This window comes from Chitinilyticum litopenaei DSM 21440 (genome assembly GCF_000428145.1).
GTDB lineage: Bacteria > Pseudomonadota > Gammaproteobacteria > Burkholderiales > Chitinibacteraceae > Chitinilyticum > Chitinilyticum litopenaei.
On the sequence record NZ_KE386629.1, the window covers coordinates 136,683 to 155,785 of the forward strand.

General features: G+C 62.1%; 14 protein-coding genes. 8 read left to right on the plus strand and 6 right to left on the minus strand.

The genetic code is table 11. The features are described from left to right. Positions 1 to 24: 24 nt before the first annotated feature. Positions 25 to 1,470 (minus strand): aminotransferase-like domain-containing protein, encoded by a 1,446-nt coding sequence (locus C515_RS0117035; protein ID WP_028456478.1) that lies wholly within the window; start codon positions 1,468 to 1,470, stop codon positions 25 to 27. 384 nt (positions 1,471 to 1,854) lie between these two features. Here C515_RS0117035 and C515_RS0117040 point away from each other — a divergent pair, with 384 nt between their 5' ends. Next, positions 1,855 to 2,478 carry a LysE family translocator gene (locus tag C515_RS0117040; protein ID WP_028456479.1) on the plus strand — a complete coding sequence of 208 codons (624 nt, stop codon included), beginning with the start codon at positions 1,855 to 1,857 and terminating at the stop codon, positions 2,476 to 2,478. A 105-nt stretch (positions 2,479 to 2,583) separates the two neighbouring features. On the opposite strand, the gene C515_RS0117045 is transcribed toward C515_RS0117040, so the two are convergent. Continuing rightward, positions 2,584 to 3,834, minus strand: a complete 1,251-nt coding sequence (locus C515_RS0117045; RefSeq protein ID WP_028456480.1) for a hypothetical protein — start codon at positions 3,832 to 3,834, stop codon at positions 2,584 to 2,586. Between the two features lie 64 nt (positions 3,835 to 3,898). After that, entirely contained in the window at positions 3,899 to 7,405 is a 3,507-nt protein-coding gene (locus C515_RS0117050) for a Dyp-type peroxidase (protein WP_028456481.1), read from the minus strand. 1,162 nt (positions 7,406 to 8,567) lie between these two features. Here C515_RS0117050 and C515_RS0117055 point away from each other — a divergent pair. The 4 genes from C515_RS0117055 (at position 8,568) to C515_RS24140 (ending at position 12,709) form a co-directional block, all read left to right on the plus strand. Then, entirely contained in the window at positions 8,568 to 10,175 is a 1,608-nt protein-coding gene (locus tag C515_RS0117055; protein ID WP_028456482.1) for an alpha/beta hydrolase, read from the plus strand. A 456-nt stretch (positions 10,176 to 10,631) separates the two neighbouring features. After that, positions 10,632 to 11,483: a protein NO VEIN domain-containing protein gene (locus tag C515_RS0117060; protein WP_051305058.1), complete on the plus strand. Its 852-nt coding sequence runs from the start codon at positions 10,632 to 10,634 to the stop codon at positions 11,481 to 11,483. A 70-nt stretch (positions 11,484 to 11,553) separates the two neighbouring features. Further along, a complete protein-coding gene (locus C515_RS23305) occupies positions 11,554 to 12,219 on the plus strand; it encodes a DUF2026 family protein (protein ID WP_081687036.1) in 666 nt (221 codons plus the stop codon). Between the two features lie 352 nt (positions 12,220 to 12,571). Next, positions 12,572 to 12,709: a hypothetical protein gene (locus C515_RS24140; protein ID WP_158380861.1), complete on the plus strand. Its 138-nt coding sequence runs from the start codon at positions 12,572 to 12,574 to the stop codon at positions 12,707 to 12,709. A gap of 194 nt (positions 12,710 to 12,903) precedes the next feature. On the opposite strand, the gene gyrB is transcribed toward C515_RS24140, so the two are convergent. From gyrB to dnaA, 3 genes are all read right to left on the minus strand, one after another. After that, positions 12,904 to 15,321 carry a DNA topoisomerase (ATP-hydrolyzing) subunit B gene (gene gyrB / locus C515_RS0117070; RefSeq protein WP_028456485.1) on the minus strand — a complete coding sequence of 806 codons (2,418 nt, stop codon included), beginning with the start codon at positions 15,319 to 15,321 and terminating at the stop codon, positions 12,904 to 12,906. A 140-nt stretch (positions 15,322 to 15,461) separates the two neighbouring features. Next, positions 15,462 to 16,568: a DNA polymerase III subunit beta gene (gene dnaN, locus C515_RS0117075; RefSeq protein WP_028456486.1), complete on the minus strand. Its 1,107-nt coding sequence runs from the start codon at positions 16,566 to 16,568 to the stop codon at positions 15,462 to 15,464. 97 nt (positions 16,569 to 16,665) lie between these two features. Then, positions 16,666 to 18,096 (minus strand): chromosomal replication initiator protein DnaA, encoded by a 1,431-nt coding sequence (gene dnaA / locus C515_RS0117080; protein ID WP_028456487.1) that lies wholly within the window; start codon positions 18,094 to 18,096, stop codon positions 16,666 to 16,668. 249 nt (positions 18,097 to 18,345) lie between these two features. On the opposite strand from dnaA, the gene rpmH reads away from it, so the two are divergent. Genes rpmH through yidD form a run of 3 tightly spaced genes read left to right on the plus strand, consistent with a single transcriptional unit; the run spans position 18,346 to position 19,082 of the window. Then, the gene (gene rpmH, locus C515_RS23310) at positions 18,346 to 18,480 is read left to right on the plus strand and encodes a 50S ribosomal protein L34 (RefSeq protein WP_028452555.1); all 135 of its coding nucleotides are present in this window, start codon (positions 18,346 to 18,348) and stop codon (positions 18,478 to 18,480) included. 15 nt (positions 18,481 to 18,495) lie between these two features. Then, on the plus strand, positions 18,496 to 18,888 hold the full coding sequence (gene rnpA, locus C515_RS0117085) for a ribonuclease P protein component (RefSeq protein WP_051305059.1): 393 nt from the start codon (positions 18,496 to 18,498) through the stop codon (positions 18,886 to 18,888). Beyond that, the gene (gene yidD / locus C515_RS0117090) at positions 18,873 to 19,082 is read left to right on the plus strand and encodes a membrane protein insertion efficiency factor YidD (RefSeq protein WP_028456489.1); all 210 of its coding nucleotides are present in this window, start codon (positions 18,873 to 18,875) and stop codon (positions 19,080 to 19,082) included. Before rnpA ends, yidD begins: the two co-directional genes overlap by 16 nt. Positions 19,083 to 19,103: the final 21 nt, after the last annotated feature.

Below are 19,103 nucleotides of genomic sequence, written 5' to 3' on the forward strand. Positions count from 1 at the left end.
TGAAGGGGTATAGCCAGATACCTGTCATTGTATCTGGGGCTGGCCGCCGCTGGCCTGCGCCTGCGCCAGCTCGCCCAGCCGGCGCAGGGCGGCGACAAAGCGTTCGTTCATTTCATGGCAGCAGGAAATGCGCAGGCAGTGCCGGTAGCGGCTGCCGCTGGAATACAGATTGCCCGGCGTGACGACGATTTTCTCGGCGAGCGCCGCGTGAAACAGCGTCAGCGCGTCGACCTGCGGCGGCAGCTCCAGCCACAGCAGGAAGCCGCCGGCGGGTTGCGTGGCGGTGGTGCCGGCGGGGAAATGCGCGGCGATCAGCCCGCGCATGCGGTCGATATTCTGCGCATAGCGGCGACGCAGGCCGCGCAGGTGGCTGTCGTAATGCCCGGCTTCCAGAAACAGGCCGACGGCCTCGGAGAGCAGCGCCGATTCGGCAATGCTCGAAGCGAATTTCAGCTCGCGCACGCGCGCGGCAAAGCGTCCGGCGTAGAGCCAGCCGATGCGGTAATCGGGCGCCAGCGTCTTGGTGTAGCTGGCGCAGATCATCACCCAGCCGTCGCGATCAAAGGACTGCACGGTGGGTGACAGCGCTTCGCCGAACTGCAGCTCGGCATACAGCGCATCCTCGATCAGCGGAACTTCATACTGCCTGAGCAGCTCGGCCAGCCGGCGCTTGGCGTCCAGCGGCATCGTGCAGCCCAGCGGATTCTGCACGGTCGGCATCGCCAGGATGGCGGCAAGGCGCTTTTCCGCCAGCAGCAGCTCCAGCGCGTCCAGCGACAGGCCGGTTTGCGGGTGCGTGGGGATTTCCAGCACCTTCAGCCCCAGGCTCACCAGCAGCGGATAGAGGTTGAAATAGGTGGGCGATTCCACACCCACCGTGTCGCCGGGCTGCGTCACCGCGCGCAGCGCCAGTTGCAGCGCCTCCATCGCGCCGTGCGTGATCAGGATGTCGTCCGGCGGCAGGTGCATGCCCAGCGCCAGCCCGCGCCGGGCGATCTGCTGCGGCAGCCGGCCGGGGCCGGGCGGCAGCGCGTAGCGGCCCACCAGCCCCGGCTGGCGGCGCAACAGCCCGGCGGTAAGCCGCGCGAGCTTGTCGGCGGGGTAGAAATGCTCGCCATCGGGGCAGGCCAGCGCCAGATTGACGTGATCGCCGTGCGCCTGCGCGGCCAGCACCATGGCCACCAGCTGCTCCGATTCGCGCGTGGGCGTGATGGTCGCCGGGCTGTGGCGCAGCGGCTGCGCCGGCTGGCCCAGCGCGCTCTTCACGAAATAGCCCGATTGCGGCCGCGCCTCGATCAGGCCGCGATCTTCCAGCTGGCGATAGGCCATCGTCACCGTGTTGAAGCTGATGCCGCGCTCGGCCGCGCAGCGGCGCACCGAGGGCAGCCGGCTGCCGGCCGCGAGGCTGCCGCAGGCGATGGCGGCGGCGATGTCTTCGACCAGTTGCGAATACAGAAAGGGGGCGTTCATGGCGGGCTCCGCGTGTTATTCCTTCCTGATTGGCAAGTCAGTCCGATACATGCCAAAACCCGTTTTAACCACAGAGACACAGAGTGCACAGAGAAGGCAAACCCTTGAGAAAGGCAGAGGTTTGCTCCCGTTTGCTCCCTGCACGCTGTGCCGCTGTGATGGATCTGGTTTTGCCGAAGCGGCCTGCCAATCAGCTTGTTATTTGGCGCGAAAACAGGAAGGCAGGCCATCCCGGTTTTCCGCGCGCTGTGGCTGTCACCATGCTGTACATGGTGACAGCCGTAAATATCCGAAATTGTCACCATGACAATACCGAATTGTTGCTGCTGTTTCCATTGCCGCGGGGCGGCTACGATAGGGCACGGTTTCAACAAGGAGAACGCCATGATCGAATGGCTGGCATTTGCGAGTTACATCGCCGTGATGTCGATCACGCCGGGCCCGAACAACATCATGCTGGCCAGCTCGGGCGTGAATTTCGGCTTTCGCCGTACCGTGCCGCACATCTTCGGCATCAGCCTGGGCTGCGCGCTGCAGCTGGCGCTGTGCACCGTCGCGCTTACGCTGGTGTTGCGCTGGATCGGCCCGCTGCGCCTGCCGTTCGCGCTCGCCGGCTGCGGCTATCTGCTGTGGCTGTCCTGGCAGCTGGCGCGTGCCGGTGCGCCCGGCGAAGCGGCAGGTCGGGCCGCGCACCGGCCGATGAGCGTGTGGGGCGCGGCCATTTTTCAGTGGATCAACCCCAAGGCCTGGGTGATGGTGGTGAATACCGCCATCCTCTTCGCGCCAGCGCAGAGCCAGCTGCTGCAGGGGGCCGCCTTGCTGTCGCTGGGCATCGCGCTGATCAATCTGCCGTGCATCAGCGTCTGGGCGCTGGCCGGTGATGCCCTGCGCCGCCAGCTGCAGCATCCCGCCGCGCTGCGCATCTTCAATCTCACCATGGCCGTGCTGATGGGCGGCACCGCGCTGTGGCTGCTGCATGGCGAGTTGCTGCAGGCCGGGGCGGGCTGAGCTGCGGGTGGGCCCGCGCGGCATGCCGATGATGACTTTTATGGGTATATGGCCACAGCCTTTTTCCTTATTGGGCTGTGGCCGTATTCCCTTCAGGGTATTGGCTTACTGGAAGAAGGCTGGGCAGGTGCTGGGCAGCGCGGCGCTGGGGATGGCTTCGCAGGTGTTGCGGAAGGTCAGATTGCCCTGCTTGTCGGTGGCCAGCTCCCACACGCTGTCATAGTCCTCGAAGCTCCAGGCCGGAACCTGTGCGGCGGCGGCCGGGTTGCGGTACATGCCGGCCAGCAGGTACTTCACGGCCTTTTCGATGTGCGCATGCTCCCAGCCCACCAGGATCGTGCCGCCTTTCTCCGCGCGGCTGAAGTAGGGTGAGGCGCGGTTGAACAGCGCCTGCGCCAGGTCGGTGGCGTCATTCCACTGGAACTCGGCCAGCGTCAGCGGCATGTTGTGTTCGATGGCGAAGGGCGCCACCGTCAGCGCCGGGCGGATGTAGGAGCAGGTGCCGCTGCAGCCGATGATGTTGTTGGGGTTGGAGGTGAAGATGTAATCCGGCTTGCGCTTGCCCATGATCTCGCTCAGCCGGCCATTGGCGCCCAGCGCGCGCCATTGCCCCTGGCAGACATAATTGCCGTTTTCAAAGTTGCCGCTGGGGTGCGCTTCGACATGGCGCACCAGATACACCTTCTGCTCGGTGTAGGGCTGCCAGCCGCCCGGCGCCCTGGCCTGGATGGTGACCGGCGCTTGCGGGCAGGTGCTGCGCGGCGGCAGTGCTACCTGCGGGAAGCGCGCATCGTCGGCAATGCCGTCGTCGTAGCTGCTCACGGTAAATGGCGTGCTCTGGCCCGACAGCACCACATACTGGTGCGTGCCGTTCAGTGTCAGCGTGTCGCTGCTGACGCTGGCGATCATGGCCTGGATCATTTCCGGCGGCATCGCCATCACGTAAGTGCCGCGCGGCTGGTTGCCCAGCAGCTGCTGCAGGAAATAGGCCGGCGAGTTGTACACGCTGGCGTCGCCCTGGTTCAGGCTTTGCGAGGACACGCCCTGATTGTTCAGCAGCGCATACGGCTCGATGGTCTGCAGCGGTGCCAGGCTGGGTGCGCCTGCATAGGTGAAGGCATACACCTGGCGCAGCTGTGCCGACTTGCCGGCCATCAGGCCACTGAGCAGCTGGCCGAAACGCAGCGCGTGGTTGAGCCCGGTGGGTGACAGGTTGTTGCCCTGGCCGCTCTGGCTGGCAAAGCTGGGCACCAGCACGATATTCCAGTCGTTCGGATTGAGTGCCGGCTGGGCGGCCAGCGCGGCGCGGCTGAAGCTCAGCGCGCACAGCAGCATGAGGAAGAAACGGATCGTCATCGGGAAGCTCCGGTAAGCCCCGGCCGGGCACGGTGGCGCGGCCGGGGTAAGGGCGGGGGAAGGATCAGGGGGTGAAATACTGGCGGCGCTGATGCTGTTCCTGATGCATGGGGAACATCACGGCGTAGAACTCGGTCCAGCCGCCCATGCGCACGCGCAGCAGGTCGTAGCGTTCCGGATCCTTGCTGGCGGCCTGATAGGTGGCAAGGTCGGCGCAGGTCAGCGTGATCAGGTTGGAGCCGGTGCCGCCGTCGGCGTAGACGCGCAGGAAGCGCTTGAGGTCGGCCAGCGGGAAGTTCTCCGGGATGTTCATGTCCACCGGCGAGGCATTCGACAAACCGTAGTCGATGGCCTCGTTGCGCCAGCTTTCCAGCGACTGGTAGATGTTGCGGAAGGCTGGCGCGGCCGGCAGATCCTGCGGGGCCGGCACCGGCGACAGGTCGGAGGCGATCGGCATGCCGTTGCGACGGCCGTCGGCGGTAGCGCCGCAGGGGGCGCCATCGCCGACATAGCCTTCAAAGGTGCCAATGCCCGGCGTGACGACAAATTCAAACTCGCCGTAGCTCTTGGCGATGCCGTCCAGCACCGGCTGCAGCGCCGGGTGCGGCTTGCGGATCACGTCGACACACAGGCGGATCAGGTTGTCCATCACCCAGTTGCCCAGCGCGTCGACATCCTGGTTGCCGCTGCCCCATTTCGGCAGCTGCAGCGCGATGTCGCGCCATTCCTGATAGCGGCGCGAACGCTCGCCGGCGGCGGCCGGCCCCATCAGCTCGTTCTGGTAGGGCTCGATCAGCGTGTAGCCCCAGTCGTTGATCAGGCAGTCGACCAGCTCGGGCAGCGTGGCAATCGCCGTGTCGCGGTCGTACACCAGCTTCTTGATCGCATACAGCGAGTCGATGGTGTTGGATACGCCCACGCACAGCGGCGCGATCATGTGGAAGCGCGCGCCGGCATTGGTCAGGTCGCGGCCGGATTCGACGCAGCCGTCGATCAGCGTCGAGAGCAGCGGGCTGGGGCAGATTTCGCCCAGATTGCCATAGGCGCCGAGGATGACGTTGTAGGTCTGGATCACCAGCCATTCCAGCTGGTGCAGGAACTGCGCCTGCAGTTTTTCGAAGCTGTCGAGCTCGTGCGCCGGCGGCGAGCGGAAGGTCTGCTTCAGGCCGCGCAGGTAGATCGGCCCGGCCGCGCCATAGGTCGCGCCCTGATTCAGCGCCTGCTCCAGCGCCGCCATCGGCGTGACGTTGGCAAAGGCGAATTCGGTGGCGCCGGCCAGCATGGGCTCGTAGCAGCCATCGGCCGCGTAGTCGCGCGACCAGCGCAGCGAGACCTCCTTGCCCGAACGGTGCAGCGCTTCGCACAGCTTGTCATCCTGATACAGTATGGGGTGTGCGCCGCCAGCCAAGAGTGACTCTGCTGCTGCGTCCAATACCTCCTGAGGCATGTCCTTGTAGACGCGCAGCGACAGCGTGGGCGCATTGACCGGAATGCGCCGTGCCGCCTTCAGGCACAGCATGGTCACCGGGTTGACGCCGCCGGTGGGCGTCGCGTCGTCATTGGCGACATAGCCGCCAACGGTGATCTGCTGCACCCACTGGTTGATGCCGCCGCCCTGCGGGAAATTGCCGCCCAGGCCGCATACCGCCGTGGTGCCGTAATTGACGTAATCGGTGATGTTGGCCCGGTTGACGAAGGCGTTTTCGCCCATTTTCAGCCACAGGCAGTCGATGATGTCCTGCGCGCGCGCCTCGTCCAGCGGCTGCTTCTGCAGCAGCGGCCACAGGATCTGGTCCAGCCGGCCGATGGCGGTCAGCTCGCCCAGCAGGTGCAGACAGCAGTGGAAGGAATAAATCAGCTGCACGCCGTCATGGAAATCGCGCGGCGGCTGACTGCTGAGGTGGCGCAGACGCGCAGCCACGTCGCGCATGTTCTGCGCATCGTCCGGCGTGCCGGCCTGCGCCACGGTCTGCTCGGCATGCTCGGCCCAGTTCAGCAGATAGCGCTGCACGCCTTCCAGCGAACAGATCGCGCCCTGATAGAAATCCTGCTGCGCCTGGCTCAGGCCCGGCTGTGCCTGCTTTTGCTGCAGCTCGGCCAGCAGTCCGCCCAGGCCCACATCGACCAGACGCTGATAATGCGGCACCACATGGCCCATGGCCGACCATTCGTTCAGCTCGCCCTTCAGCCAGGCGGCGATGGTTTCGTCCTCATCCAGATAGGGCACCACTTCCTTGCCACGCCCCAGCGTGAAGTCGGGGATGATCCCCACCAGCAGTTCTTCCGGATAAATGCGCAGCAGCTGATTGTCGCGCGCCAGCCGCGAGTGCGGCGCCGACAGCAGTTCGGCCAGCGTTTTCTTGTTGGCCAGGCCCTTGCGCAGCAATGCCGAACCCTTGAGTACCGGCGCTTCTTCTGGCGTCACCAGCGTGGCCAGGTGCGGCAGGCGCGGGAAGGGCTGGCGGCGCAGCCAGCCATCGTTCCAGTGCGAAAAGGTGCGCCCCAGCAGCGCCAGCAGGCGCGGGCTGGGCGGATCGCCCGGCGCATAGCCGCCTTCGGCCATCTGGTGCAGATAATCCTGCGAGTTGTAGAACAGATAGCCATTGCTGCTGCGCACATCCCAGTGCGGGTCTTCTTCGGTGTCCGCCACGCTGGCGACGTGCGCCACGGCCAGCTCGGCCGCGGCCGGCACATACCAGTAAGCGCCGGCCACGCCCTGCACGACGCTCATCAGCCGGTCGACCGGGCGGTCGGGCATGTCGCCCATCAGGTGATGCAGGATTTTCTCGAACCGCTCCTGTTCGTTGCAAAAGGCCACGAACATCAGCCCCGCCTCGCGCGCCGCGTGGCCGGCCTGCTCGCCAAAGGGCAGCGCCTGGCGCAGCAACTTGCGATTGTCACCATTGGCATCGCGCACATGCGCACGATGAATGTGCGCATCGGCCGGGCCCTGCGGCAGGATCGCACCGCTGGTATCGCGGCCGATCATCGCGTCCTCGCTGTCCGGCGACATGGCGGCGATGCTGCGCCAGTCGAAGAGGAATTTCTGCGTAAAGGCAAACGCCGCCCCGGCGTACTCGCCGCCGAGCAGAATGTCCTCGGCCAGGCTGACCGGATCGTTCGGATTGGTGATGCCATCGAGATAGCGCCCACCGATCACGCGGCCATCATCGCGCTTGCCGGCCTCGACCGCCTCGATGTGGCTGGCCAGTGCGTCCAGCGCCGGCGTGAATTCCGCAAGGAGCCGCCGCGCCGTCTCGGCATCCGGCGTCTTCAGGTAGAGCAGCACATCGCCGCCGGTATCGCGCAGCTTGGGCGAATGATTGAGCACCTTGCGACTGACCGGAATGTCGCGGCCCTGCCAGCGCCCCCACAGTTCCGGCGCAAACGCCGCCACCAGCCCGCCGGGCTGGGCCGCCGCCTCGCTGGCCTTGTCCAGCTGGCGGATCACATCGAGCACGGCCTGCCGGCTGGCCGGGCCATGGTCGCGCAGTGTGAGCGTGATGATCTGGCCGAACAGGGGCCGCAACAACAGGCCGCGTTGCGCGCCCTTGACGATATTGGCAAACATGCGAATTCCTTGCGAGAGGGGTTAAGCCGAACAGCTTGCTTGTAAGAACAGTGCAGGTGAAGTGTGTGAAACGATGGTTTTCTGAGAAATGAAAACGCAGTGCATACGGTGGTGCGAAGTAAGAATATTTGTAATTTATGCCAATGGAAAGTGAGCAGCCATGCGTTGTATGGCTTTGTTCACAGGCAGGCGCGGGATGATGAGTGGAGGTGGCCACCGGGCAGCGTGACCTGCCGGCCGCAGCGGCACTGCTGACAAAGCCGGCTTTGCAGCGACCGGCAGCCGCCGGATTGCCCCCGGCACAAAGCGTGACCTGATTGGGTAGCTAGCTCAGCAAAACCCAGCTCCTCATTCCGGCATCCCCTTGGGGCGCCGGTATGACGATTTGCTGAGCTGGCTACCTATTGATCCAGCCCTCGGAAGTATGAATTTCCGTAGGAGCGAGCTTGCTCGCGAAGCCTTGCTGATCGCGAGCAAGCTCGCTCCTACGAGTAAAAACATCAGGGGGCCGGATCAATAATCAGGAATGAGGACGCCGTGGCTGATTTCGGCTTGCTGCCTTGTCCTGGCAGAGCCTGGTGGCTGCCGGCTGTGTGGCCAAGCCAGCCGGCAACGACATCGCCGCCCGCCGTTCTGGAGCAAACGGGCCGGGCAAGACCCGCGAGTGCACACTGCGCCAGCTCGGCATGGCTTACGCGGTTTTCCACGTACTCCCGCGGTATTTTTGGACAAATATCTTGTGACGTTTGGACATTCTAATTGCACTCGGCGGGTGCATAGAATGCAAACGGCATGCTGGCTTGGCCAAGGCAAAGCCGGAGTATGCGAGTGCCACAATGGGCTGCAGATCGTGCATCGAAGCCCAATGCATTACCCATCATTCCCGAACTGTTGACCACTTATGCCGTCGCTCTGCGCTTAGCAAGTACGTTGTGCCATGCGTGCGCTGCCGGCTGCGAATGGTCGGCAAGATTGCCCAGGATTTGCGGTTTTCGCTGCAGCGACTTCGGCTGTGGCGGGAAGGTTTGGCGATGGCAATACCGCCAGACCGTGCAGTAAATCAGCCGCCATCAGGTGGCTGGATTCAAATCTGAAGTCAAATTCAAATAAGTCAAATTCAAATCAATAAGCGCCTTACGCGCATTCTGGATGGAGACAGACAATGAAAATCATCGCCCCCCTGTTCGGCGGCATGCTGCTGGCGGCCAGTTTTCCGCTGCTGGCGGCTTTGCCACTGACGCCGAAATTGAGTCACGATAACTACGCCGCCGAGTGGCGGCCGGATGTGGCCTATGTGGCTGGCAATGTCGTGAGTTATCAGGGCCAGCAGTACCGCACCAAATGGTGGAGCCAGAACACGCCGCCACAGCCCACAAACTGGAGTTCCTGGCAGCGGCTGGATGTCATCCCGGATGGCGATTACACCCTGAAACTGCAGTCGGGGCACGCCAGCCGCGTGGACTGGTACGAGAATGATGTGCTGATTGCCACGCAGAATCTGACCCCCGCTGCGGCGCAGACCACCGAACTGGCTGTGCGTGGCCGCAGCAAGGGCAGTTATACCTACAAGGCGGTGCTCAGCAATGCCGAAGGCCAGACCAGCAGCACGCCGCTGCCGGTGCAGGTGCTGGATGAAGAAAAGTACAAGATCGGTGTACGCACCTTCAATTTTACCGATATGAACCGCCTGGACCCGCTGGCCGATACGCCACGCCAGCGCGAACTGATGGTCAAGCTCTGGTACCCGGCCAGCCTGAACAGCAACCAGCCGGTGCTGCATCACTGGTATCACAGTGAAAAAGCCATTACCGGTTCGCCGGGTGACGACTGGCTGAAAGATGTGCCCAGCCAAAGCCGCCTCAATGCGGAGCTAGCCGCGAAGGAATCGCCGTTCCCGGTGCTGCTGTTCTCGCCGGGCTATTCAGCCAACCTCGAATCCAGCCAGTTCCTGTATGAAGCGCTGGCCAAGGCAGGCTATGTGGTGGTGGTGATTGGCCACACCCACCAGCACTCCTTGGTCACGATGGCCAATGGCGAGGAAATCCGTATCGACTGGAGCAAGCGCGCCAACGATTTTGATGGCGGCATTACGTTCGATGAGCTCAATAGCCTGATGGCCAGCCTGAAAGACCAGCCGCTGACCGACGCCGTGAAGCAGCAGATTTATGACGCCTTTGCCAAATGCACAGGCGATCACCGGCAGCTGAAACTCTGGCAGGACGACACCCGCTTTGTGCTGGCCGAGCTGGAAAAACTCAATGCCAACAGCAACAGCGTGTTTGCCAAGCGGCTGGACTTGTCGCGGATCGGCCTGCTCGGCACATCCTACGGTGGCAGCAAGTCACTGCAATACCTCAGCGAAATCGACAATCCAGCCATTCGCGCGGCCGCCAATATCGATGGCCAGGATTACTACCTGACCGCACAGCACCAGTTCAACAAACCCATCCTGATGATGTCCACCGAGAGCTGGGTGAGCAAGGATTTCGAGCTGATCTTTGACAAGGCCCGCAGTGATGCCTACCACGTGAAGATCAAGGGCAGCCTGCATGGTGACATCACCGACAGCACGGTACTCGCCGCCCAGTTCAAGCCATCGGAATTTCTGGGGCCGATCAACGGTGACACCATGCTCGCCATTACCAATGGCTCGGTGCTGGCCTTCTTCAACCAGTACGTGAAAACCCAGCCGCAGGCCCCGGTGCGCAAGAATGTGCTGGAATTCCTCAATGGCTACAGCGAGCCGCAAGTGCAGTTCAAGCTGCAGTAATCGGCCAGGCTGGGCTGCGGCCTGGGCGCAAGGCAACGCCAGCAGCCGTGCTGACGAGTGCCCAAGCCCGAGCCGTGGCGCAGGCGTGGCCGGTGATTGCAACGAAAAGCCTCGCGCACGCGAGGCTTTTTTACGCGCAGAGCTTGCCGGCCAGCGCCAGGCGCCGCTGCGGCCGCCAGCGCTGCAAATATAAGGTACAGCAGCTCGGCGCAGCGTAGCGCTTTCATCGTCGCTAGGGATAGGGCGGCAAGCGATTTCATGGGTATGCGCCTGTAGCCCTTTTTCTGAATTGGCTTATTGAATATGCTGTGTAGGGTATGTGCCTTTGCCGCTCTTGCTCGCAACCTTGTGACGCTGAAACGAAGCACTTTGCGCGGCTTGCCGAAACATCATGGCCGGCATTGAAGGCGGGGCAGGAATGGGGGTAAGCTTTCCTGAAAATAAACAGGGGCTAACATGGCGGAACGGAAAGACTGGTCACCGCAGGAAATCGCCGCCACCGTGGCCGATTACATGCACATGCTGCAGCTGGAGCTGGCCGGGCAAAGCTACAACAAGGCCGCGCACTATCGCGCCTTGCAGGACAAGCTGGCCGGCCGCAGCAAGGGCGCGGTGGAAATGAAACGCCAGAACATCAGTGCCGTGCTGCAAGCCAGCGGCCGCATGTGGATCGCCGGCTACAAACCGCTCACCAATGTACAGGCCGCGCTGGGTGAAGAAGTGGAAAACTGGCTGCTGGCCAACCCCGACTTCGATGCGCTGCTCGCCACCGCCATCGACCAGCCCGCCGTCGCCCCGGCGCACCTAGATTTCCGCCAATTCCTCGTCGCCGCGCCCGAAAGCAGAAACACCGCCCGCGAACCCGCCGCCCCCTACCAACTGAAACGCCCCGCACTGCAACGCGACTACGCCGCCCGCGAAGCCAGCAACCGCAAGCTGGGCTTGGCCGGCGAACTGCTGGTGTTGGAGTTCGAACGGCAAAGCCTGATCGCGCAGGGCAAAGGCCATCTGGCCGACAAGGTGGTGCACGCATCGAAAGACATTGGCGACGGGCTGGGCTACGACATCCACTCCTACGCCCCCAACGGCCGCGACAAACTGATCGAAGTAAAAACCACCGCGTTTGCCAAGGAAACGCCGTTTTACGCCAGCCGCAACGAGGTCGACTTCTCCCGCGACCACGCCGATCTATTCGTCCTCACCCGCGTCTTCGACTTCCGCAAAGCCGCCAAGGCATTTGAATTGCCGGGCGCGATTGCCACGAATTGCCGGATGGATGCGGTGAGTTATGTTTGCGGTGTCCTTTAGGTGATTCTGTCGTGTGGCAGACTGATTTTTAATCCCATGTTACGAGAAATACGAATTACTAGGTGACCAAATGAGTAAAGCAAGACGTCCACCACTTCCAGTAGATTTTATTGACTATCAACGGCTATACCGAGTTATTGTTACCGTCCTTAATGCCGTAAATGCAAATACGGCCCATGCCTGTAAATTTTTTTCAATTGCTGGCTCTTACATTCTTTCGGAGATTCATGGCCTAGATGCGAAGCCTAGATTTGGCTCCGCCTTCTATCGTGTTGACGACAAAAATGATCTCATTCTGGCTTTTACTGATATGGATGCATTTCAGCGGCGAGAGATATGTAGCCACAGTGAAGCCTTTCATGCATGGATTGAGTGTAATGGAGTAGTGATTGACCTACTTGCACCCCTTTTTCGTGAAAATCAGCAGGCAGGAATACATGATTCTCTGCGTCTTATCCCAAGGAAAATGTTCCAGCGCCCTTTGAATAAGATGAGTAACTCACCTTTTGATTTGACGCGTGAAGGCGATTTCTTTCTCACAATCAACCCAACGCTAACAAACGAGATGACCATGGAATTCATGTCAAAATACATGAATATGGATCTTGCTACGATTTGCAAACATTGGTACAAGCCAAGCCCCAAGCTCATGCAGTCACAGCTTGAAATGGGGTGTGACGATGGCACAGTGACGTTGATGAAGCTCGACAAAACCGAACTAATCGGCATGTGGTAAATTCAAATGGCGTATTCGTCGCCGCGAAGCGGCAATACGCTGAACGACAATCCAGTCATCATGCTTCATCCGGCGCCCTACCATTGGATGGTCGCCGTAACGGCCAATTAGCACGCCATGCCCTTGCAGCCGCCGAGAAGCGCAGCAGTCAACAGGGTTTCGCGGGAGAGATGTTTGAGCCCGCAGGGCGAGTTTCGAACCCGCGCTGTTGACTGCGAGCATCGCAGGGCACCCCGCGCAGCGGGGCGGCGGAACGGGCTCGGCTTTGGGGTGAAGGGGGATTTGCCGAGACAAATCCCCCTTCCCGTTGGTGGCGGCGACCGGAGGAAGTCCCTGTGGGACGGAAACGCGCATGAAAACACCGCGCCGCAGGCGCTTAAAACCCTGGATGCCGGCCTGCGCCGGCATGACGAAGAAACCTAAAGGGTATTTGGCTGTAGCCCATCAGCTTAAAAGGCTTCGGCGGCATACCCAGCAAAAAACAACCTGATTATGTCTCTCTTTCAGAAACCCTTTTTCCGTCATGCCCGCGAAGGCGGGCATCCAGAGCGAAGCTTGGTTTCACACCCTTATCTGGATTCCCGCGTACGCGGGAATGACGATTCTGAAGCAGAGACGTAATCAGAAAAAACAAAGCCACCGCATGCGGTGGCTTTGTCGTTTACTACTGCTCGAACCGAAATATCACACGTCGATATTGCGCGCAATCAGCGCGTTCTGCTCGATGAAGTGCCGGCGCGGTTCGACCTGATCGCCCATCAGCGTGGTGAAGATCGCATCCGCCGCGATGGCGTCGTCAATCGTCACCTTCAACAGCCGCCGCACGTTCACGTCCATGGTGGTTTCCCACAGCTGCTCGGGGTTCATTTCACCCAGGCCTTTATAGCGCTGGATGGTCATGTTGCGGCGTACTTCGGCCATCAGCCATTCCAGCGCGTCCTTGAAGCTTCTGGCCGGCGCTTCATTGTTGCCGCGGCGCACGATGGCGTCGGCTTCCAGCAGGCCGTCGAGCATGTCGGCGGTCTTGCGCAGCTGGGCGTAGTCGTTGCTGCGCACGAAGTCGGGCTCGATGTACTGTACGGTGATCACGCCATGCAGGTTTCGCTCGATTTTCAGCAGGTGGTTTTCGTCGAGCTGCTGCGCGGAAATCGTGAAGGCCGGGTGGGCGACGGCGGCGGTGAGCGCGGCGGCGGACGCGGCGGCGGCGTCGGCGCTGGACAGGTCCAGTACCGGGCTGCGCAGCAGCGCGGTCAGCACCGTCGGGTCAACGAAGCGGCTGTAGCGTTCGATGATGCCGTCGGTGATGAAGGTCTGCTTGGCAATGGCGTCGAGTGCGTCGCCGGCAATCGGCGTGCGCCCGGCGCCCGGCAGCAGTTCGGCGCCATTGAGCGCGAGTTGCAGCAGGTATTGCTTCAGCTCGGCTTCGTCCTTCAGGTAGCGCTCCTGCTTGCCGTGCTTCACCTTGAACAGCGGCGGCTGGGCGATGTAGATGTAGCCGCGCTCGACCAGCTCGGGCAGCTGGCGGTAGAAGAAGGTGAGCAGCAGCGTGCGGATGTGCGAGCCGTCCACGTCCGCATCGGTCATGATGATGATGCGGTGGTAGCGCAGCTTGTCGATGTTGAAATCGTCCTTGCCGATGCCGCAGCCCAGCGCGGTGATCAGCGTGCCGACTTCCTGGCTGGCCAGCATGCGGTCGAAGCGCGCGCGCTCGACGTTGAGGATCTTGCCTTTCAGCGGCAGGATGGCCTGGAATTTGCGGTCGCGGCCCTGCTTGGCGGAGCCGCCGGCGGAGTCACCCTCGACCAGGTAGATTTCCGACAATGCCGGGTCTTTTTCCTGGCAGTCGGCCAGTTTGCCGGGCATGCCGATGCCATCGAGCACGCCCTTGCGGCGGGTAAGTTCGCGTGCCTTGCGTGCCGCCTCGCGGGCCCGTGCGGCTTCGACGATCTTGCCGCAGATGATCTTCGCGTCGTTGGGGTTTTCCAGCAGGTAGTCGGCCAGCATCTGGCCCAGCACTTCCTGCACCACCGGGCTGATTTCGCTGGAGACCAGCTTGTCCTTGGTCTGGCTGCTGAACTTCGGGTCGGGCAGCTTCACGCTCAGCACGCACACCAGGCCTTCGCGCATGTCGTCGCCGCTGGTTTCCACCTTGGCTTTCTTGGCAACTTCGGCCTGTTCGATGTACTGGTTCAGCGTGCGCGTCATCACCGTGCGCAGTGCGGTCAGGTGGGTGCCGCCGTCGCGCTGCGGGATGTTGTTGGTGAAACACTGCACGGTTTCGGAGTAGCTGTCGTTCCACTGCATCGCGCATTCGACGGTCATGCCGTCCTTCTCGCCGATGGCGTAGAAGATGTGCGGGTGCAGCGTCGACTTGGCGCGGTTCATGTACTCGACAAAGCCCTTCACGCCGCCGGAGTAGGCAAAGTTTTCCTCGCGGCCATCGCGCTTGTCGATCAGCGTGATGTTCACGCCATTGTTGAGGAAGGACAGCTCGCGGATGCGCTTGGCGAGGATTTCGTAGTGGAATTCAACCACGCCGAAGGTTTCCACCGAGGCCATGAAGTGCACTTCGGTGCCGCGCTTGTCGGTGTCGCCAATGATCTTCAGCGGCTCGACGCGCTCACCCTGGCGGAATTCCATGGTGTGCACCTTGCCATCGCGGCGGATGGTCAGGCGCAGCCAGTCGGACAGCGCATTCACCACCGACACGCCCACGCCGTGCAGACCGCCGGATACCTTGTAGCTGTTCTGGTCGAACTTGCCGCCGGCGTGCAGCTCGGTCATCACGATTTCGGCAGCCGAGCGCTTGAATTCGTCGTCGTCCTTGATCGCGGTCGGAATGCCGCGGCCGTTGTCTTCGATGGAGATCGAGTTGTCGGCGTGAATGATGACCTTGATCGTGTCGCAGTGGCCGGCCAGCGCTTCGTCGATGGCGTTGTCGAGCACTTCGAACACCATGTGGTGCAGGCCGGTGCCGTCACCCGTATCGCCGATGTACATGCCGGGGCGCTTGCGTACGGCCTCCAGACCCTTGAGGATCTTGATGCTGTCTGCGCCGTATTCCTGGCCGTTCTGTTCCTGCGGGAGATTGTTTTCGCTCATTGCTCTGTCGTGAGGGGTGAGGGGTGAGGAGTGAGGTGCGGGGTATGTGCCGACAGCCCTTTTTTAGAAAGGGCTGTGTTTGTATACGGCTGAGGGTGTGGAGGTTTCCCCGCACGCCTCACCCCTGAGGCCTCACATCACTAAATGCGCATCGGCATCACGATGTATTTGAAGTGCGCGTTGTCCGGCAGGGTGACCAGCACCGAGGAATTGACATCGCCGAAGGTGAATTGCAAGGCTTCGACCTGCATATTGGTCAGCACATCGAGCAGGTACTGGATGTTGAAGCCGATATCCAGCGGCTCGCCGCTGTAGCTGACTTCCAGCTCTTCCTGGGCTTCTTCCTGTTCGTTGTTGTTGCAGAGAATCTTCAGCGAGCCGGAGGTCAGCACGATGCGCACACCGCGGAACTTCTCGTTCGACAGGATCGCGGCGCGCTGCATGGCGGCCAGCAGCTGCGCACGGTCGATGGTCAGCAGCTTGTCGTTGTTCTGCGGGATCACGCGGTTGTAGTCGGGGAACTTGCCGTCAACCACTTTCGAGTGGATCACGATATTGCCGAAGCTGAATTTCACCTGGTTGCCGGCGATGTCGATGGCGACTTCGTCGTCCACGTCGGCCAGCAGCTTGTAGAGTTCCAGGATGGTCTTGCGCGGCAGGATGACTTCGTTCTTGTCAAAACTGGTGGCGAGTTCGGCCGAGGCGAACGCCAGGCGGTGGCCGTCGGTGGCGACCAGCTTCAGCAGATTGCCCTCGGTGACCATAAAGAGGCCATTGAGGTAGTAGCGGATGTCCTGATGCGCCATGGCGAACTGGGCGCGGCCCAGCAGCGCCTTCAGCTGGCCTTGCGGCAGGCGCACGGTGGCGCGCAGATTGGTGTCGACGGCCAGCGTGGGGAAATCGGCGGCGGGCAGGGTCTGCAGGTTGAAGCGGCTTTTTCCCGCCTTGATGGTCAGACGGCTGTCGTCTTCATCCAGCGTGATGACGGTCTTGTCCGGAATGGCGCGCAAAATGTCGCTGAACTTCTTGGCGGCAACGGTGATGGCAAAGTCATTGCCCGAGAAGCCTTCGACCTGGCTGCTGGCGATCTGGATTTCCAGATCGGTGCCGGTGAAGGTGAGCGCGCCGCCTTCCTTGCGGATCAGCACATTGGCCAGAATCGGCAGGGTGTTGCGACGCTCGACGATGCCGGTGACGGTGGCCAGCGGCTTGAGCAGCGCATCGCGTTCAGCTTGCAGCAGTTGCATATCGGCTTTCCCGGTAAGAGGTGGTCTTTGAACTGCGGAATTTTACCTGAATTCCGCAGACAGCGATGCTTGGCAGCAGCGCAGCGAGAGGCGGGTGTCAGCTGCGCAACATCTGCAGCAGCACGCCGTACTGGTGGGCGATCTCGCTGTCGTTCTGGCGCATTTCCTCGATGGTGCGGCAGGCGTACAGCACGGTGGTGTGGTCGCGCCCGCCAAAGGCTTCGCCAATGGCTGGCAGGCTCATTTGCGTGAGTTCCTTGGTCAGCGCCATGGCCACCTGACGCGGGCGGGCAATGTCGCGCGCACGCTTCTTGGAGTGCATGTCCGGCACCTTGATCTTGTAGAAATCCGCCACGGTTTTCTGGATGTTTTCCACCGAGATCATGCGGTTGCCCGCGGCGAGAATGTCCTTGAGCGCTTCCTTGGCGGCTTCCAGCGTGATCGGCTGGTGCGTGAAGCGCGCATAGGCCAGCACGCGCTTGAGCGCGCCTTCCAGTTCGCGGACATTGGAACGAATGTTCTTGGCGATGAAGAAGGCCACGTTGGCGTCAAGCTTGAAATGGTCGGCCTCGGCCTTCTTCATCAGGATCGCCACGCGCATTTCCAGCTCGGGCGGCTCGATGGCCACCGACAGCCCCCAGGAGAAACGGCTGGTGAGGCGCTCCTGCAGGCCTTCGATTTCGCGCGGGATGCGGTCGGACGTCAGGATGATCTGCTTGCCGCCTTCGACGAGCGCATTGAACAGATAGAAGAATTCTTCCTGCGTGCGGTCCTTGCCGACGAAGAACTGGATGTCATCGACCAGCAGCAGGTCGAGCGAGTGGTAGTACTTCTTGAACTCGTCAAAGGATTTGTGCTGGTAGGCCTTTACCACGTCCTGCACGTATTTCTCGGCGTGGATGTAGCGGATGCGCGCCTGCGGATTATATTGATGCACCAGATTGCCGATGGCCTGCACCAGGTGAGTCTTGCCCAGGCCGACGCCGCCGTACACAAACAGCGGGTTGTAGCCGGCGCCGGGGTTTTCGGCGACCTGCTGCGCGGCGGCGCGCGCCACCTGGTTGGCCTTGCCGGTCACCAGTGTTTCAAAGGTGAACAGCGGGTTGAGGCGGGTGACTTCATGATTGCCGGCGCTGGCGTCAAAGCGGCGCGCGGGTTTGCGCTCGGCGGCCGGGGCGGCGTCGACCGGCTCCCCGGCTGGCGCGCTGGGCGCCGGAGCGGCCGCCGGGCGTGGCTTGGCCGGGCTTGCCGCCGGTGCGCTGCCCGCTGCGGCGCCGGGGCGTGGCCCGACCTTGAGGTTGATCATCGGCGGCTCGCCCGCGCAGTATTCGGCGGCGGCCATCTCGATCAGGCCGAGATGCCGGTCGCGGATGAACTGCAGGAAAATCTGGTTGGGCACGCTGATCTGCAAGGCGCCATCGACCAGTTCGGCGGCAAGCGGCTTGATCCAGATGTTGAACTGGCTGGCGCCAAGGCGTTGCTCCAGTTCAGTCAGGCAGTGCTGCCAAAGAGAAGACATATCGGGCATGGCGAATGGAAACGGGTCGCGGGCCTCGCGTGCGCTGTTCATCGGTCTTTAAACCACGATACAACACGTCGCTGGCGAGGCAGCACGACCCGTCTTGAATAGGATTGAATAGGCGGCGATTGTACTCCGCCGCACCGGACTTATCCACAGGGCGCCGCAAAGAAAGACTGGGCGGGCTTGCTTGACAGTGTGCGGTCTTGCTGCTCTAATCGCGTGTTTACTAAAGCACTTTTCGGTTTAGGACTCGTCATGAAGCGTACATTCCAGCCCTCCGTTATTCGCCGCAAGCGCAACCACGGTTTCCGTGCCCGTATGAAGACCCGTGGTGGTCGTGCCGTGCTGAACGCACGCCGCGCCCAAGGCCGCAAGCGTCTGTCTGCCTAAGCAGACTTGCCCGGCATGAACGCCCCGCCTGCCGCGGGCGCCAGGGCCGCAGGCAATTATCGCTTTACGCGCGCCATGCGCCTGCTAAAAACGGATGATTTTTCATCCGTTTTTAGTTTGCGCCTCAGTGTCAGCAACGAGTGGTTCCAGTTGCTGGGCCGGCGCAATGGCACGGCCGCAGCCCGCATTGGCCTGGTCGTCGGCAAGAAGACCGCCAAGCGTGCCGTCGCGCGCAATTACATGAAGCGCTCCCTGCGCGAAATCTTCCGCCACGAACACGGGCCGCTCGCCGGTCTGGATGTGGTCGTGCGCGTGCGCCAGCCCTTCGGGCGCGAACAGCGGGCCGCCGCCCAGGCCGCCCTTCTGCAACTGTTTGCCCGTTTGCCGAAGAAATGTCGCGCCTCCTGATCGGCTTGATCCGGCTCTACCAGCTGTGCATTAGTCCACTCATCGGCCCGCGCTGCCGTTATACTCCGACCTGCTCGCATTACGGCATCGAAGCATTGCGCCGGCACGGCCTGTGGCGTGGCGGCCGGCTGCTGTTGCGCCGCCTGGCGCGCTGCCACCCCTGGGGGGGACACGGGCACGACCCGGTACCCTGACACCAACCAGCTTCCGAGTAT

What these genes read in the sequence shown, in the direction of transcription:
- dnaN (WP_028456486.1), bottom strand. Translation starts at nt 16,568, where the DNA reads ATGCAACTGCTGCAAGCTGAACGCGATGCGCTGCTCAAGCCGCTGGCC.
- C515_RS0117055 (WP_028456482.1), top strand. Translation starts at nt 8,568, where the DNA reads ATGAAAATCATCGCCCCCCTGTTCGGCGGCATGCTGCTGGCGGCCAGT.
- dnaA (WP_028456487.1), bottom strand. Translation starts at nt 18,096, where the DNA reads ATGCCCGATATGTCTTCTCTTTGGCAGCACTGCCTGACTGAACTGGAG.
- rnpA (WP_051305059.1), top strand. Translation starts at nt 18,496, where the DNA reads ATGAACGCCCCGCCTGCCGCGGGCGCCAGGGCCGCAGGCAATTATCGC.
- C515_RS24140 (WP_158380861.1), top strand. Translation starts at nt 12,572, where the DNA reads ATGAAAACACCGCGCCGCAGGCGCTTAAAACCCTGGATGCCGGCCTGC.
- C515_RS23305 (WP_081687036.1), top strand. Translation starts at nt 11,554, where the DNA reads ATGAGTAAAGCAAGACGTCCACCACTTCCAGTAGATTTTATTGACTAT.
- yidD (WP_028456489.1), top strand. Translation starts at nt 18,873, where the DNA reads ATGTCGCGCCTCCTGATCGGCTTGATCCGGCTCTACCAGCTGTGCATT.
- C515_RS0117040 (WP_028456479.1), top strand. Translation starts at nt 1,855, where the DNA reads ATGATCGAATGGCTGGCATTTGCGAGTTACATCGCCGTGATGTCGATC.
- rpmH (WP_028452555.1), top strand. Translation starts at nt 18,346, where the DNA reads ATGAAGCGTACATTCCAGCCCTCCGTTATTCGCCGCAAGCGCAACCAC.
- gyrB (WP_028456485.1), bottom strand. Translation starts at nt 15,321, where the DNA reads ATGAGCGAAAACAATCTCCCGCAGGAACAGAACGGCCAGGAATACGGC.
- C515_RS0117035 (WP_028456478.1), bottom strand. Translation starts at nt 1,470, where the DNA reads ATGAACGCCCCCTTTCTGTATTCGCAACTGGTCGAAGACATCGCCGCC.
- C515_RS0117045 (WP_028456480.1), bottom strand. Translation starts at nt 3,834, where the DNA reads ATGACGATCCGTTTCTTCCTCATGCTGCTGTGCGCGCTGAGCTTCAGC.
- C515_RS0117050 (WP_028456481.1), bottom strand. Translation starts at nt 7,405, where the DNA reads ATGTTTGCCAATATCGTCAAGGGCGCGCAACGCGGCCTGTTGTTGCGG.
- C515_RS0117060 (WP_051305058.1), top strand. Translation starts at nt 10,632, where the DNA reads ATGGCGGAACGGAAAGACTGGTCACCGCAGGAAATCGCCGCCACCGTG.